Here is a 15,361-nt window from a genome sequence, read left to right as displayed (position 1 = left end):
CTTGGCACGGTCGTACAAAAATGGAATCGCGGACTTTAGCCAACTCCGCCTGCGCATACCAATGCTGTTTTGTGAATAAAGGGTGGTCAAACCATGGACAACAGCCGCCAGCACGACAATTGCAGCCCGGAAATGGATACGTGTTGCTCTTCGCAGGAAACCTGATCACGGGACAGGCGTTTATGGACCTCGTCCGTCAGCAGGATTTCGTTGTTTCGGGCAATATCTTCGCCCAGCTTGAAGGCCAGGTTGACGGCATCGCCGTAACAATCGGTATCGGGAATCAGCAGGATATGACCGTAATCCAACCCGATGCTCACTTCCTGCCGGATGTCCAGGCAGGCCTGGCGAATGGCGGATGCTGCGGCAACCGCATCATTGCAGTCGTCAAAGGTAACCATCAGATTATCCGCCTCACACTTCACGACATCCCCCTGATGCTGCCGTATCAGGGGTAAAGTCACGTCCTGCATCAGGCGGATCTTGCGCAAATAGGCCAGAATACCGTCACGGCGCACCGTCAGCGAAAAGCCGCTCATGTCCAGCGCCAACACCGCCTTGTCAGCGCCAAAGGTTTGCCAGATCAGATTTTCCAGTTCAGCAGCCTGTTCCGGGCGGCGGTTCATTTGGTCAATCAGTGAAAAAAAGGCTTTCATGGTGAAAAACTCTCCAACGGATTACTGACAGTCACCGCGCAGATCACGAACGCGCTCCTGCAGAAACTCCGGCGTCACATGCTCCGGCAGCACCGGCAGACCGGCAACCACTTCCACCCGCGAACGGAACCGTCGCGGCAGCTTGCTGAACGCCGCCCCGCCGCGGCGGCTGCTGAAACTGCCCCACATGCCACGCAGCGCCAACGGCACAACGGGTGTCGGGGTTCGGTCAACAATACGCTGAATACCGTTTTTGAACGGGTAAATTTCGCCGTTATCGGTGATGCGGCCTTCGGGGAAAATACAGACGATTTCACCTTCGGCCAGGGCGGCGGCAATGGCGTCATAGGCGCGGTCAAGCATCTCCGGATCTTCCTTGGCCGGAGCTACGGGAATGGCGCGGGCGGTGCGGAAAATGAAGCTGACCACCGGGATCTTGAAGATATGGTGATCCATGACAAAACGCATGGGACGGCGGATGGCGGTGGACAGAATCAGCGCATCGTAAAAGCTGACATGGTTGCAAACCACCACGCAGGGGCCTTCTTCGGGAATGTGCTGCAAGCCGTGACGGTCCACCCGGTAAAACAGGCTCATGAAGATCCACACCAGGAAGCGCATCAGGAACTCGGGCACCAGCGTGAAGATATACATCGAGACGATGGCGCTGAACACCGCCGTCAGCAGGAATAGTTCGGAAATGGTGAGGTGCAATACCTTCAGCACCACGACGGCAATAATGGCCGAACACACCATGAACAGGGCATTCATGATGTTGTTGCCGGCAATGGTGCGCGCACGATGCGCCGGTTCGCTGCGGCTCTGCACCAAGGAATACAGCGGCACAATGTAGAAACCGCCAAAAATACCAATCCCCACCAAGTCGAAAATAACCCGGTAGTGCAGGGGATTGACGATGAACTCCGCCAGTCCGGTAGTGACTTCCGGCGTTAGGTGATTGGTGGCGAAAAACAGGTCCACACCAAACAGGGTCAGGCCAATGGAACCAAAGGGCACCAGGCCCAGTTCCACCCGCTTGTCAGAAAGCTTTTCGCACAGCAACGAACCTATCGCGATGCCCACCGAGAATACCGTCAGCAGAAAAGTCACGACATGTTCATTACCCCCCAACACATCCTTGGTATAGGCGGGAATCTGGGTCAGGAAAGTGGCACCGTAATACCAGAACCAGGAAATGCCCATGATGGACAGCATCACCACGCGGTTCTTGCGCACGAATTGATAATTGTGCCAGGTCTCGCTCAACGGGTTCCAGTTGATCTTCAGGTCAGGGTTGCCCGCTGGCGCTTGCGGAATTTTCCAGCTGACCAGAAAACCCAGGAAGGCGATACCCAGAACTGTCCATGACACAATATCCCGGCCGCCTTCTTCCAATGAAATCAGCCAGCCGCCCAGCATGGAGCCCAACAGTATGGCCAGCGAGGTGCCGGTTTCCACCAAAGCATTGCCGCCCACCAGCTCATCCTTTTCCAGGCTCTGCGGCAGAATGGCGTATTTGATGGGGCCGAACACGCTGGAATGAGTACCCATCAGGAACAGGGCCAGCAACAGCATCCATAACTGTTGATAATGGAAACCGAAACCCGCCAATATCATGATCAGAATTTCAGCTGTCTTGACCAGACGTATGATCCTGGTTTTGTCGAACTTGTCCGCTAACTGCCCGGCCGTGGCGGAGAACAGGAAAAAAGGCAGGATGAACAACCCCGCGCAAAGATTGGTCAGCACCACAGGCGCCAACGTGGTCATACTGGCGGCATTGAAGGCCAGCAGGATGATCAGGCTCTGCTTGAAGACGTTGTCGTTGAACGCACCCAGGAATTGAGTACAGAAAAAAGGCAGAAAACGGCGCGTTCTCAGCAGGTCGAACTGGTTATTCATGAAATGGACTCGTCCGGATGAGCGATTTTTCACCGAGGCTAGCATTTCACTCCAATTTTGTAACCATTCACGCTCGTTTACTGCGGTAAACAGCTGAAATTCGGTATGATTTCGGCGGATAAAGGCAGGTGACGGCTAATGCTGGACTGGAAAAAACGGATCTTCCTGGTGATGACATGCGTGTGCGGCCCCGTGCTGGCGCAGGATGACGTGCCGGTCCGGATTGAAGGCGTCACCAACGAAACCAAGGCCAACCTTGAGGCTTATTTTGGCAAGCTGACCCATGACGACTTATTGAACTGGCGCGATACCCATGCCCGCCTGAAAAGGGCCGCTCGTGAGGCGATGCAGTCGGTAGGTTATTACCAGTCAACCGTTCACTTCACACCGCAGGCAGCCCAGGTGCTGGTGGATGTCCAACCGGGCGAACCGGTTATCATCAAGAAGTTGGAACTGCGTTATCAAGGTGATGCGGGCAATGACATTGCTTTCACGGCCTTGCTGGAGACTTTGCCGCTGCATGAAGGCGAAGTGCTGCACCACGGTCGCTATGAGGCCATCAAGACCCTGGTGCAGAACATGGCTCTGGAGCGGGGCTACTTTGGCGGACAGTGGACCCTGCACGAAGTTAAAGTGCTGCAACCGGCGCAAACCGCCGAAATCCGGCTGGAATACAACAGTGGCTCCCGATACCGATTTGGCGATGTCGAATTTACGACGCCCTCTGACGCCGAACCGCTGCCGCTCAAGATCGAGTGGCTGGAGAAACTGAAGACCTTTTCCCCGGATGATCCCTATGAGGCCTCCAGGATCATCGAGTTCAACAAAGCCCTGCTCGACAGCCGATATTTTAACGATGTTCGTGTGCGTGCCGAGCCGGATCTGGCTAAGGATCAACGCGTTCCGGTACATGTCCGGCTCTCGGCTGCCAAACCCAACCAGCTGGAAGTCGGTGTCGGGTACGCCACGGACATCGGCCCGCGGCTGAGTCTGGCCTGGCGGCGGCCGCTGCTAAATGACCGGGGTCACAGTATTGAGACTTCGACGGAAATTTCACAGGTACGCCAAAGTGCCACCTTCCGCTACGGCATTCCCTGGACCCATCCGCTTAACGATACCCTGCAGATTTTTTCCGGCTTCAAGCGGGAAGTGCTGGATGAGGCAACAACGTACAGCAACACCCTCGGGGTAGAGCGCCTGATCCGTCGCGCTGACGGCTGGCAACGCGGTTATTCATTACGCTTCAGCAATGAAATTTCGCGCAAGACGACCGGAGAGGAAGTCACCAACAATCTGTTGTTGCCCGGCCTCAATCTGAACCGGACCCGCAGTCGCGGCGGCGCTGATCCGTACTGGGGGGATCGCCAGTATTACCAGACTGAACTGGCCTCCCGCTCGTTGTTGTCCGATGCCGAGTTCCTTTCATTACGCGCCGGATGGCGCTTACTACGTACTTATGCCGACCGCCATATGCTCTTGCTGCGGTCGGACTTGGGTGCCATTGTCAGCAGTGACTTCGACAGCGTTCCTCTGAACATGCGCTTTTACGCCGGCGGCGACCAAAGCGTCCGGGGATTTGATTACCAGAGCCTTTCTCCCCGCGACAGCACCGGGCAAGTGGTCGGAGCGTCCAATCTGGTGACAGCCAGTTCCGAATACGCCTACCGGTTGACGAAGCGCTGGCGGTTGGCGACCTTTGTGGACACTGGTAATGCCTTTGACAGCGCCAGTGACGGCCTGGCCACCGGTGCCGGGGTTGGTGTGCGCTGGATTTCCCCGGTCGGACCGGTGCGTTTCGATATCGCTTGGCCGGTTTCAGAGTCCGGCTCCACCTCACCGCGTATCCATTTCTTTATGGGGCCGGCATTGTGATGCGCCGTTTGCTGAGGCTGCTGCGGAAAATACTGCGTTTGCTGTGGCGGGGCGGCAGTCATACCGTAGTGGCCATACTGGTGTTGCTGTTCCTGTTATGGATGTCACTGGTGCTGGCCGCCGCCTCACCCGGCGGCAGTCGCTGGCTGCTGGAACGACTGGTCTCACTGCAAACCGTCATTCGCTTTGAAGTGGAGGGCGGTACGCTGCAAGATGGCTTGCGGCTGCGTAACTTCCGGTTTTCCGGCAAGAAATTCCATCTGGATGCCGATCGCCTGCACCTGCAGTTGACATGGGCCTCCCTGATGCGGCGGGAGCTTTATATCGACACCCTCGAAGGAGAAGGTGTGCGTTTGGTCTTCACCGGACCACCAAACCCCAACCCGATCCAGCTGAAACACCCCAACCTGCCGTTCCGGCTGATTCTGGGGCAAGGCCTGTTGACCCGGATTGCCATCGTCAAGCCCAGTGGCATCATGGATGCTGAAAGCCTGTCAGTGCAGGATCTGCAATGGCTGCACCAACGATTGGATGTCACTCAGGTTGAACTGAAGCATTCCCGGTTCTTTTTGCATCTGGGTGGAAACCTGCATTTCATCGACAACTATCCCATTCAGGCACGTGGCGGCATCCAGGCGGACTTTCTCAGCAACCACCGCCTGCGACCCGCCGATGTCAGTGTGGCCGGCGATCTGGGGGCGTTGGAGGTGCGGTTGGTTCATGGTCGGCCGGCGCCGATGCAAGCCATTGCCACCATCAACACCTTGCAACCCTTGCTGGGTTATCGGGGCCTGGTGCGATGGGGAAAGATGAATGTGCCCTGGTATGCTGAAAATTTCGGCTTGCAGACCCGTCAGGGATTTGCGCATATCCGCGGCAACCGGAAGGGGTTGACCTTGCTGGGCGATGCATCACTGCAAGGCAAATTTATTCCCAAGGGTGACTATCGCTGGTTTGCTGAAACCGACTGGAAAAGCCTGCGCCTGATGCCTGTGGAAGGTCGCACCCTGATGGGCGGCGTACTGTCCATGCATGGTGATGTGTACTGGCGCGGCGGCATTGCCTGGAACGTGCAGTCACACCTCAGCAATGTTGACTTGTCCCGGCAATGGCCGGTGCCGCGCGTGGCGCTGCCGGTGCTCCAGGGTGTCATGAACAGTGAAGGGCGGATGTCCGCCGGGGAATCCAGCCTGAGCATAGAGGCTGACCTGGCCGGTAATGAAAGCTGGAGCGCCAAGCTGAAAAGTAAGGCCTGGCCCTGGCAGTGGCACAAACCGCAACACCTGACACTGGTCTGGAAAAACCTGGCCCGGCCTGTCCCCGGCTTGGGGGATGCTTTTTCTGCGCAAGGGGAACTGGATTATCAGGGCATTCTGGAGCGTTACGCCCTCAGCAGTAAGCTGTCACTGCGCTCACCCCGGTTTCCGGAAGGCGATTGGAAGATCAACGCTGGCGGAGATATGCACAGCCTCGCTGCCAACCTGCTGGAATATGGCGGGCCGGCCGGAAAATTTTCGGGTACAGCCGCCCTCAACTGGCGTCAGGACATCCTGTGGTCAGCTACCGCCGATCTGACTGATTTTTCCAATAGCTTCTGGCTGCCCGCATGGCCTGCAGTGGTCAGCGGCGCGGTGGATGCATCGGGTCAGCTGCGGCCGGATAACCATGAAATCGGCGTCCGTCATATCAACCTCAGCGGCCAGCTGCGCGATCAACCCCTGGCCCTGCAAGGCGACCTGCTGTTGCAGATCAAGCCCGGCGTAGCCCTTCCGGACTTTAAAACCCAGGCATTTCAGGCGGACTGGGGCACGGACCATGTCGATATTGAAGGCGGTCTTTGGAGCCACCAATGGGATATGTCGCTTAACTCGTCATTGCAAGATCTGTCCTTGCTCGACAATCGCCTGACAGGCTCCGTAAACGGAGTTGTAAGCTTGCAAGGCGAACAGGCCAAGCCCGGTATCAGTCTCAACTTGATCGGTGAAAAGCTGACCGGACTGGGCGCTTCCGCAGAGACCTTCAGCGCCAGCGGCTATTTGCCTGCCCTGGCTCTGGAAAACGGTTTCCTGCAACTGCATGCCCATGATCTGGCCTACGGTTCACGCTTCATTCCAGACACGATGCTGGTGCTGGAAGGTTCCAGGTTCGCTCACCGCATCAGCTGGCAGATCGAGGCCGATCGGGTAACCGCGGAAGGGGTGCTGGAAGGTTCGCTCAGCGACAGTGCCGCCGGTTCATCGGACTGGCGCGGCAAAAGCCTGTCCAGTACCGTGGCTGTTGACAGCTCTGTTCTGGAACAGGATGAAGGTGACTTGCCCCTGCAATGGCTGACCGCGGAGCGGAAGCTGACGGCTGGCGCGCATTGCTGGTCTTCCGCACCGGCACGTATCTGCACCACCGATGAGGTCGTGCTCAGTCCGCAGCAGGCCCATGCCGGACTCAGCCTGCAAGGCCTGGAAATGGATCGCTTCACACCATTGTTTCCGGAAGGACTGGCTTGGAAAGGTACGCTGGAAGGCGAGGGATCTGTTGACTGGAAGCAGGGCAGCCTGCCGGAGCTGGGCTTGACTCTGAACACCCGTCAGGGCGCCATCGGCCTGGCGCAGGAGGATGATGACCCCATCACGCTGCCCTATGACCGGCTGGGCCTGAAAATGGTCACGGAAGGCGAGAAAATTCGAATCCGCTTTGAAACCGAAGCCCCGCATATTGGTCAGGGTTATGTTGAAGCCTGGCTGGACCCTTCAACCAAACCCTATCTGATCAACGGCGCACTGCTGCTTGAAAAGGTCAATCTGGCCATTTTCAAGCCGTTCTTCCCCGGCATGCGCCACTTGAACGGTGAAATGAACCTGTCTGGTGGTTTGAGCGGCGAGTTGACCGGGCCGGACTTTTACGGCGACTTCACCCTGAGCGGGGGTGAACTCAGCGCCCGTGATGCACCGCTGGACCTGAAACAGATCGGCATGAATATCGCCATTCGCGGCAAGGAAGCCAAGCTGGACGGCAGTTTCTTCAGCGGGCCCGGCAAAGCCCTGGTTGAGGGCTTGGCGGAATGGCGGGGTGAGCCTTCCCTGAACCTGCATTTGAGTGGAACCGGACTGGAACTACGGCAAAAGCCAACAATTCTGGCTACGGTCAATCCGGATCTGAATATCAAGGTAGAGCCGTATGTCGTGGACATACGCGGCAAGGTCGAGGTTCCATCGGCGTTGCTGAAACCGCAGACACTCTCGGACCAGGCCGTGCCGCTGTCAGCGGATATCCGAGTTATCAATACGGAAGACGGCAAGGCCCGTGCGAAGCTCGCCAAAAGCATGCGCAAGTGGGATATCAATGCCGATATCGAGTTATTGCTGCAGGATAAGGTGCGGTTTGAAGGTTTCGGCTTGTCCAGTGACTTGTCAGGGCAGTTGCGCCTGCAACAGCAAAAGCAACGCGGGTTGCAGGCCCATGGTGAAATTGATCTCAAGGCCGGTGGTAACAAGGAGCCACGCTACGAAGCCTATGGCCAAAAACTGACCATTCGCCAAGGCCGACTGCTGTTTGCCGGTCCGGTGACGCAACCGGCGCTCAGTATTGAAGCGGTGAAAACAGTCGGTGATAAAGTCGTGGGCGTTCGGGTGGAAGGCCGGGCCAATGCGCCAACGATGCAACTGATTTCTGATACTCCCATGACCCAGGACGAAATGCTGGGCTACCTGTTGATCGGCAGGCCGTTGTATCAGGAAGGCCGGTTGAGTGTAGGCGGCGGCAACGATACCGCCTTGCTGACTTCCGCCGCCTTGAGTCTGGGAATCCGGGGCGGGCAGGGCATTGCCTCGGACATTGGGAATATTGTCGGACTGGAAGATGTGTCGCTGGATGCGGAAGGGAGCGGCGATGACACCAGCTTTACGGTTTCGGGCTATCTCAGCCCCCGGCTCTACCTGCGCTACGGGGTGGGTGTCTTCACCCCGGTAAGCAAAGTGACTTTGCGCTACAAGATCAACCAGAGCCTGTATCTGGAGGCGGTTTCCTCGCTGGAAAACGCCCTGGACCTCTTTTATAACCTCAAATACTGATGGCAGGCGGCCCCGCGCCTGCATACTTCAGGAGGCCTGTTGCAGCGCCCGCAGAATGGCGGTGACATCAGCCGCGTCCATGTACTTGGGCACTGAATAGGTGCCATGGCATTCTGCAAAGGCCGCCGTCACCATGGCCGGGAAATCGGCCTCATTCATCCCCGGAATACGGGTGTCAATATTCAGATCCTTCAGCAGTTGCTTGACGTGGGCAATGAAGATATCGGCCGCCTGGCCATCCTGCACCGAACTGTCCGTGAGGCCGGAGATTCGCGCCAAAGTCGCAAGACGGCTCTCGGAAACATCACGGTTGAAGTCAAGGATATACGGTAAAACAATGGCATTGGCGCGACCGTGAGGAATGCGGTAATAAGCCCCCAGTTGGTGGGCAATGGCATGCACATAACCCAGACCGGCCGCGCTGATGGCCAATCCACCATAATGGGAGGCCAATGCCATAGCCTCACGGGCTTCAAGGTTGGCGCCGTCAGCATAAGACACGGGCAGTTGATTGAAGATCATGCGTACGGCGGCCCCGGCGAAGTAATCGGACTCTGTTGTTGCAAAATTCGCCATCCAGGCTTCCACGGCATGGGTCAGGGCATCAATGCCGGTATCGGCGGTAATGCTGCGCGGCATGCCTTTCATGATCAACGGATCGAGGGCGGTCGCCACCGGAACCACCTTCGGATCAATCACGATGCCTTTCTGGTGTGTGACATCGTCGGATATCACCGCGCCGATGGTGACTTCTGAACCGGTACCGGCAGTGGACGGCACCACAAACAGTGGTAGCGAAGGCTTGCGGGCCTTCAGTACACCAATCAGCTGCTGCGGGGTTTTCTGATTGGAAGCGGCGAGGGCGATCACCTTGGCGGCATCGATCGACGAGCCACCGCCTACAGCCAGTACGGCATCGCAACGGCCGGAGCGCAGCATGGCCAAGCCATGATCCACCACACTGAACGTCGGATCAGGCGTGACCCCGGTAAACACCAGCGTATCAATACCCAATTGCTCCAGACGCGCCGACAACGGGGCAATGACGCCCAGCTTGTGCAGTACCGCATCCGTCACCACCAACACCCGCTTCGCCCCGACATGGGAAATCGTGTCACACAGCTTTAACGCGGAGTCCGCACCCAGTAACACAATGGGGCGGGGGGCCGGTAAAACGGTAACCGCCACTTTGAGTGCGGCAAGTTGGGCCTTGGCTTTGAGGATGGTGGTGAATCGGCTCATGTCGGGCTACCTTAAGTCTGAACGGTGGGGCAAAGTTATTGTACGGATTGCAGGTATCATACACCGCCCGCCATTGTGTTCTGCGGACAAATTAAGACCATCGTCCCAAAATATGATGTGGCTTTAACCGGCAAGTCCGACATAGACATGTTGCACGTCATCATGGCTGTCCAGGGCTTCCAGAAATGCCTCGACCTCTTCCCGATCGGCATCGCTGCTGACCGTAACCGGATTCTTGGCGCGATAGCCCAGCTTGGCGGAATGCACGGTGAATCCGAATTGCGGCAGGGCATGGCTGACGGCATCCAGATCGGCGAGATCGGTCAGGAACAGGATTTCACCGTCATCACCCGGCTCAAACTCCTGCGCTCCGGCCTCGATGGCGGCCAGTTCGGCATCGGCATCGGGTTGGGAAGGCACCGCCTCAATCATGCCGACGTGGTCAAAATCCCAAGCCACGGAACCGGAAACTCCCAGATGTCCCTTGCGGAACAGCACCCGGATTTCGGAAACAGTGCGGTTGATGTTGTCAGTCAGGCATTCCACAATGACCGGCACCTGATGCGGGGTAAAACCTTCATAGGTCAGACGCTCGAAATGCACGCTTTCGCCCAGCAAGCCGGCGCCTTTCTTGATGGCGCGCTCCAGGGTTTCACGCGGCATCGAAGCCTTTTTGGCCTGTTCAACAGCCATCCGCAGCTTGGCGTTCATGGCCGGGTCTGCGCCATTACGCGCCGCAATCATGATTTCCTTGGACAACTTGCCGAATACTTTGCCTTTGGCATTGGCGGCGGCTTCTTTATGTTTGGCTTTCCACTGGGCGCCCATGGGAATTCTCTTGGTATAAAAGGATTGAATTGAAGACATGCCCTGATCAGGCAGGGACTGGCGATTTTGCCCCCTGAGCAATCAGCTGGCAAGTAGGGGCAATGATCAATGCAGAGCGCCGGTGTTTGCCTGATGAGGTCCAGGCATTCACCGGGTTAGCGGAAGTTGGTTCCAGCCTCAGCGCCGTATGTCAGAAACGGTAGCCCAATGACAGATTCAGCACCGGGTACATATCGTAGGAGTTCATCTCTTCCTGCAATGTGGTTTCTTCATTCTGCAATTGGGCCTGGAAAACCGGGTTGGAAGACGAAACCGGGATATTAAGCTGGTTACGGAAGACGCCGCTAGCGGTGAGCGCGGCTTGAGGTGTTCCCTGGAAGAGCACCCCGACATCGGCTCCGACATACCACTTGCCACCGCTCATGGCATTCCCCCAGCCGATACCGGCATAGGGTGACATTGATTTGAAATCGATAACCGCCGTGACCTGGCCGGGGTTGACCGGATCGCTGGTGTACTGGCTGCCGTCAATATCGCAAGCCTGCTTGCAGTCAGCCACCAGATTGAATTCATTGCCATTGCTCATGATGCCGGCGGAGAGACGGAATGAGCCGCTGAACGGGTGCCAGTCGGCAGTGAGGCCATAGGTGCCCAGCTTCATTTCACCGTTGTAATTAATACCGTCCTCCGTAAAGGTATCTGTCTCCGTGTAGGTGTTCAATGCCGCCCGCAAGTTGATTTTTTCGTGCAGTTTGAAAGTGGCTTCAGCCCCCAGTCCCAAAGTGCCGCCCTTAACACCCAAAGCCATGTCAAAGGCCTGACTGTTTCCCGAGAAAGCAGCCAGCAACATCAGGCCGCAACAGAGTTGATTATTATTCATGGGATATTACCCGTTCAGATGTATGGTCATTTCACTATATCGTGAGCGGATCGTTCGTCAAGCTGGAATTCAGGTCATCAAATTCCAAACGGTCGGGCCGCAGATGCCGAAGAGAGGCTATGCTCAAGATGTGATTCCCGGAAACAACAAAGGAGCCGTCAGGCTCCTTTGTTGTGTGGTGCAATCCGGGATTAGTCCGGATTGGCAACCGTTTCGGCGTGCTTCTTCATGGCCGCGAAGAAGGCGGAAATAACTTCCGCGCCTGTGACGGGTTTCGGTTGGTCCGGCAACCAGGTCGCCACGTACTCGGCGACCGTGCAAGACGGAACGGCCAGCGCAGTGGCGGGGGCCGCTGCTTCAACAACCGCTGGGGTTTCCAAGGCCACCTCAGCAACGGCTTCAGTCGGAGCATCTGCCACCGGTTCTGCAACGACCGTATCAACCGGAGTCTCGACATCAGGCTCGACTGCAATGATCTCCGCAGGTGCATCTGCCACAACCGTTTCAGCTGCCGTACCCACGGAAACAGACTCGGCGGCAGGTTCAACGGCGGAAAGTTGGGCTTTCTGCGCTGCAAAGAACGCAGAAATCACTTCCGTGCTGCTGACAGGAGCCGGTTGTCCCGGCAGGAAGGCGGCAATGTATTCGCCCACGGTATGCCAGGTCTTGGCGGCTGCCACAGCTTCTACGGCCACGGCCTCAACAACGGCAACAGATGCTTCCGGTTCAACAACCGGAGCCGGGCGCAATGCCTCTTCTGCCAGTCGGGCTGCTTCTTCGGCTTCACGGGCCACGCGTTCAGCTTCAGCGCGAACTGCCGCCTCGGCATTTTCACGTTCCCGGCGGCGACGCTCACGCGGGTCGTTGGCGGCGCGCTTGGGTTGCTCCTCAACTTCCGGGGTTACTTCAGCAACCGCTGCCGCAGCCGGAACATCTTCCACCATCCGCGTCACTGTACTCTGCGAACGCGCTTCCGGTACCGGTTCGGCCACCGGCGCCTCAGCAACAGGAGCTACAACCGGTTCCGGTTCGGACTCCGTCACCGGCAGTGGAGCTTCAATCGCAGAGTCAGCAGGCTCAGCTTGTGGAGTCGCGGCAGCAGCAAGACCAGCCTCGGCTTCAGCTTCTGCAGCAATCAGGTCAGCCACGATGGGGTTCATCGCACCGACCGGAATGGCCGGCATGGACACCGACGGAGTGTTGACCGGCTCAACCGGGCTCTCCAGGGCATCGGCCATCAGCGGCGCATCACCACCTTCGGGAGCAGCCATCAGGCCCGCATCCACCAGTACACGGTTGTCACGCTCGCGAGGGCCACGGTTATTGCGACGATTGCCGAAACGGTCACGGCGGGGGCGGCGCTGTTGCGGCTCCTCACCTTCAACCGTTGCAATGACATCGGTTTCAACCGGCGCCACCAGGCCTTGTTCAACCGACTCGGTGACCGCAATCGGGTACTCTGCATGGACTACGCTGTCAGCCTGCAACTCGGGGCGTGGCTGACGCGGCTGGCGCGGTTGACGGTCGCGTGGCTCACGCGGTTCACGGTTTTCCCGACCCTCGCGCGGCTCACGTGCTTCCCGAGGTTCGCGGTTTTCGCGAGGCTCACGGTTTTCACGCACCGGACGTTCACGGCGGTTAGCATTGGGTTGCGGCTGATCACCGGCCTCGGAAGAACCTGCCATGGCGGCGGTGTCCTGACGGGGTTCCTGGCGCTCGGCGCGTTCCGGCCTGTCCTGACGCTCACCCTGGCGGTCATTACGGTAACGGTCGCCATTACGGTTGCGGCCATTACGGTCACGGTTCTGGCGGGAGGGCGCAGGAGCGGCCGGGGCTTCTTCAACCGAAGTCTGAGCCTGCGTTACGGTCTCGCCGCTGATGGCCTGCAGCTTGGCATTCACTTCATCTTCAGCGCTCTGTCCGTTGTTGAACAGGTTGGCAAACCAGGCAAAGAAGCCTTTGCGAGTCGGTGAACCTTCAGCCTGGGCATCCACGACGGGTGCAGGTGCAACAGGAGCTTCTACCGGGCGGGCGGCAGCCTTTTCATCGCGCTGGCGGGGGGCGGGGGCCTGCGTTTCCGGTTGAGCCATCTTCACGGCCGGTTCCTGACGACGGGCAGGCGAACGTTCTTCACGACGGTTCAAGCCGTTGTCTTCCACTGTCGGCTGGAAGGCTTCGACCAACTGGTAGGAGGACGGAGCTTCGGCGCCTTCTTCCACCTGGTCATCACGGAAACGGGTGACTTCGTAGTGCGGGGTTTCCAGATGCGGATTCGGCAGGATGACCACACGTACACCGCTGCGGCTTTCCAGGGTGGCCAGGGCGGCGCGCTTTTCATTGAGCAGGAACGCTGCGACCGTGACCGGCACCTGAGCGCGGATTTCAGCGCTGCGATCTTTCAGTACTTCTTCTTCAATCACCCGCATGATCGACAGGCCCAGCGAACGCACGTCGCGGATGACGCCGGTGCCGTTGCAGCGCGGGCAGACCAGACCGGTGGTCTCTTCCAGCGAAGGACGCAGGCGCTGACGCGACAACTCCAGCAGACCGAAACGGGAAATACGGCCAATCTGGATGCGGGCGCGGTCCATGGCCAGCGAATCACGCAACTTGTCTTCCACCATGCGTTGGTGCTTGGGCGGAACCATGTCGATGAAGTCGATGACAATCAGGCCGCCGATATCACGCAAGCGCAATTGACGCGCGATTTCTTCAGCCGCTTCGAGGTTGGTGTTGAGGGCGGTTTCTTCGATATCGCTGCCTTTGGTGGAGCGGGACGAATTGATGTCGATGGAAACCAGGGCCTCAGTCGGATCGATGACAATGGAGCCGCCGGAAGGCAGTTTCACTTCGCGCTGGTAAGCCGTCTCGATCTGGCTCTCGATCTGGTAGCGGTTGAACAGCGGCACCGCATCCTTATAAAGGCGGATCTTACTCTGGTAATGCGGCATCACCTTGCGCACGAACTCCATGGCCTGGTTGAAGGCGGGTTCGCTGTCGATCAGCACTTCGTTGATGTCGTCACGCAGATAGTCACGAATGGCGCGGATGATGACATTCGACTCCTGATAGATCAGGAAGGGCGAAGTCTTGCCGACGGCGGCTTCGTTGATCGACTTCCACAGGCTGAGCAGGTAATCCAGATCCCACTGCAGTTCTTCCGGGGAGCGGCCCAGTCCTGCGGTGCGGACGATTACACCCATGTCGTTGGGAACGTTGATGGAGTTCAGCGCTTCCTTCAGCTCTTCGCGCTCTTCACCCTCAATGCGGCGGGAAATGCCACCTGCGCGGGGGTTGTTCGGCATCAGCACCAGATAGCGACCGGCCAGCGAGATGAAGGTGGAGAGGGCGGCGCCCTTGTTGCCACGCTCTTCCTTTTCGACCTGGAGGATGATTTCCTGGCCTTCCTGGATCGCTTCGCGGATGGTGACGCGACCGACATCACGGGGATTCTTGTTGAAGTATTCGCGGGCGATTTCCTTCAGCGGCAGGAAGCCGTGACGGTCAGCGCCGAAATCGACAAATGCTGCCTCAAGGCTGGGTTCGACGCGGGTGATGCGTCCTTTATAGATGTTGGCTTTTTTCTGGACGCGGGCGTGGTGTTCAAGATCAAAATCGTACAGACGCTGTCCGTCTACGAGGGCGACGCGGGTTTCTTCCGAATGCGTCGCATTAATCAGCATGCGTTTCATTGTTACGTAGTCACCTTAAAGTGACACACGCACGGGGCAGGGGTTAACGAGCCGTTTCCGGCACTGGCTACGGACTTCTGGTCCGGCCTGAATGACTTGTCAACTGGGGCCGGCCTCTTTCTGAGAGTTCCGGCGCTGAAAATCGTAAACACGACTTTCCGAAAATTCGTTTCCCGCAGCCCACGGCGTTGTGCCGGTGGAAATTTAAGCGGCGTTCGCCGCCAC

At 57.9% G+C, this 15,361-nt stretch carries 8 protein-coding genes; 2 read left to right on the top strand and 6 right to left on the bottom strand.

Annotated features, from left to right (window positions below; translation table 11 throughout):
- Positions 1-86 precede the first annotated feature (86 nt).
- Complete coding sequence (locus Q7T36_RS00910) at positions 87-656, bottom strand: adenylate/guanylate cyclase domain-containing protein (protein ID WP_304843023.1); 570 nt, start codon at positions 654-656, stop codon at positions 87-89.
- Positions 657-677: 21 nt separating this feature from the next.
- On the bottom strand, positions 678-2,558 hold the full coding sequence (locus Q7T36_RS00905; RefSeq protein ID WP_304843021.1) for an MFS transporter: 1,881 nt from the start codon (positions 2,556-2,558) through the stop codon (positions 678-680).
- A 138-nt stretch (positions 2,559-2,696) separates the two neighbouring features.
- On the opposite strand from Q7T36_RS00905, the gene Q7T36_RS00900 reads away from it, so the two are divergent.
- Both Q7T36_RS00900 and Q7T36_RS00895 read left to right on the top strand, forming a co-directional pair.
- Complete coding sequence (locus tag Q7T36_RS00900) at positions 2,697-4,430, top strand: autotransporter assembly complex family protein (RefSeq protein ID WP_304843019.1); 1,734 nt, start codon at positions 2,697-2,699, stop codon at positions 4,428-4,430.
- Complete coding sequence (locus tag Q7T36_RS00895) at positions 4,430-8,494, top strand: translocation/assembly module TamB domain-containing protein (RefSeq protein ID WP_304843017.1); 4,065 nt, start codon at positions 4,430-4,432, stop codon at positions 8,492-8,494. The genes Q7T36_RS00900 and Q7T36_RS00895 overlap by 1 nt, the downstream gene beginning before the upstream one ends.
- Before the next feature lie 27 nt (positions 8,495-8,521).
- On the opposite strand, the gene Q7T36_RS00890 is transcribed toward Q7T36_RS00895, so the two are convergent.
- The 4 genes from Q7T36_RS00890 to Q7T36_RS00875 all read right to left on the bottom strand — a co-directional run bounded on the left by Q7T36_RS00890 (position 8,522) and on the right by Q7T36_RS00875 (position 15,136).
- Positions 8,522-9,736, bottom strand: a complete 1,215-nt coding sequence (locus tag Q7T36_RS00890) for an iron-containing alcohol dehydrogenase (RefSeq protein WP_304843015.1) — start codon at positions 9,734-9,736, stop codon at positions 8,522-8,524.
- Between the two features lie 123 nt (positions 9,737-9,859).
- Positions 9,860-10,603, bottom strand: coding sequence for a YebC/PmpR family DNA-binding transcriptional regulator (locus Q7T36_RS00885; RefSeq protein ID WP_304843013.1), 744 nt, complete (start codon positions 10,601-10,603; stop codon positions 9,860-9,862).
- A 151-nt stretch (positions 10,604-10,754) separates the two neighbouring features.
- The gene (locus tag Q7T36_RS00880) at positions 10,755-11,444 is read right to left on the bottom strand and encodes a hypothetical protein (RefSeq protein ID WP_304843011.1); all 690 of its coding nucleotides are present in this window, start codon (positions 11,442-11,444) and stop codon (positions 10,755-10,757) included.
- A 191-nt stretch (positions 11,445-11,635) separates the two neighbouring features.
- Complete coding sequence (locus Q7T36_RS00875) at positions 11,636-15,136, bottom strand: Rne/Rng family ribonuclease (protein ID WP_304843009.1); 3,501 nt, start codon at positions 15,134-15,136, stop codon at positions 11,636-11,638.
- Positions 15,137-15,361 lie beyond the last annotated feature (225 nt).

The organism is Fluviicoccus sp. (assembly GCF_030646115.1).
Classification (GTDB): Bacteria; Pseudomonadota; Gammaproteobacteria; order Pseudomonadales; family Moraxellaceae; genus Fluviicoccus.
Note: the sequence above shows the minus strand (reverse complement) of the source record. Positions and strands in the feature narration are given on the sequence as shown.

Excerpts from the sequence above, each read along its gene's own strand:
- Q7T36_RS00910 (WP_304843023.1), bottom strand. The coding sequence starts at position 656 with ATGAAAGCCTTTTTTTCACTGATTGACCAAATGAACCGCCGCCCGGAA.
- Q7T36_RS00905 (WP_304843021.1), bottom strand. The coding sequence starts at position 2,558 with ATGAATAACCAGTTCGACCTGCTGAGAACGCGCCGTTTTCTGCCTTTT.
- Q7T36_RS00900 (WP_304843019.1), top strand. The coding sequence starts at position 2,697 with ATGCTGGACTGGAAAAAACGGATCTTCCTGGTGATGACATGCGTGTGC.
- Q7T36_RS00895 (WP_304843017.1), top strand. The coding sequence starts at position 4,430 with ATGCGCCGTTTGCTGAGGCTGCTGCGGAAAATACTGCGTTTGCTGTGG.
- Q7T36_RS00890 (WP_304843015.1), bottom strand. The coding sequence starts at position 9,736 with ATGAGCCGATTCACCACCATCCTCAAAGCCAAGGCCCAACTTGCCGCA.
- Q7T36_RS00885 (WP_304843013.1), bottom strand. The coding sequence starts at position 10,603 with ATGTCTTCAATTCAATCCTTTTATACCAAGAGAATTCCCATGGGCGCC.
- Q7T36_RS00880 (WP_304843011.1), bottom strand. The coding sequence starts at position 11,444 with ATGAATAATAATCAACTCTGTTGCGGCCTGATGTTGCTGGCTGCTTTC.
- Q7T36_RS00875 (WP_304843009.1), bottom strand. The coding sequence starts at position 15,136 with ATGAAACGCATGCTGATTAATGCGACGCATTCGGAAGAAACCCGCGTC.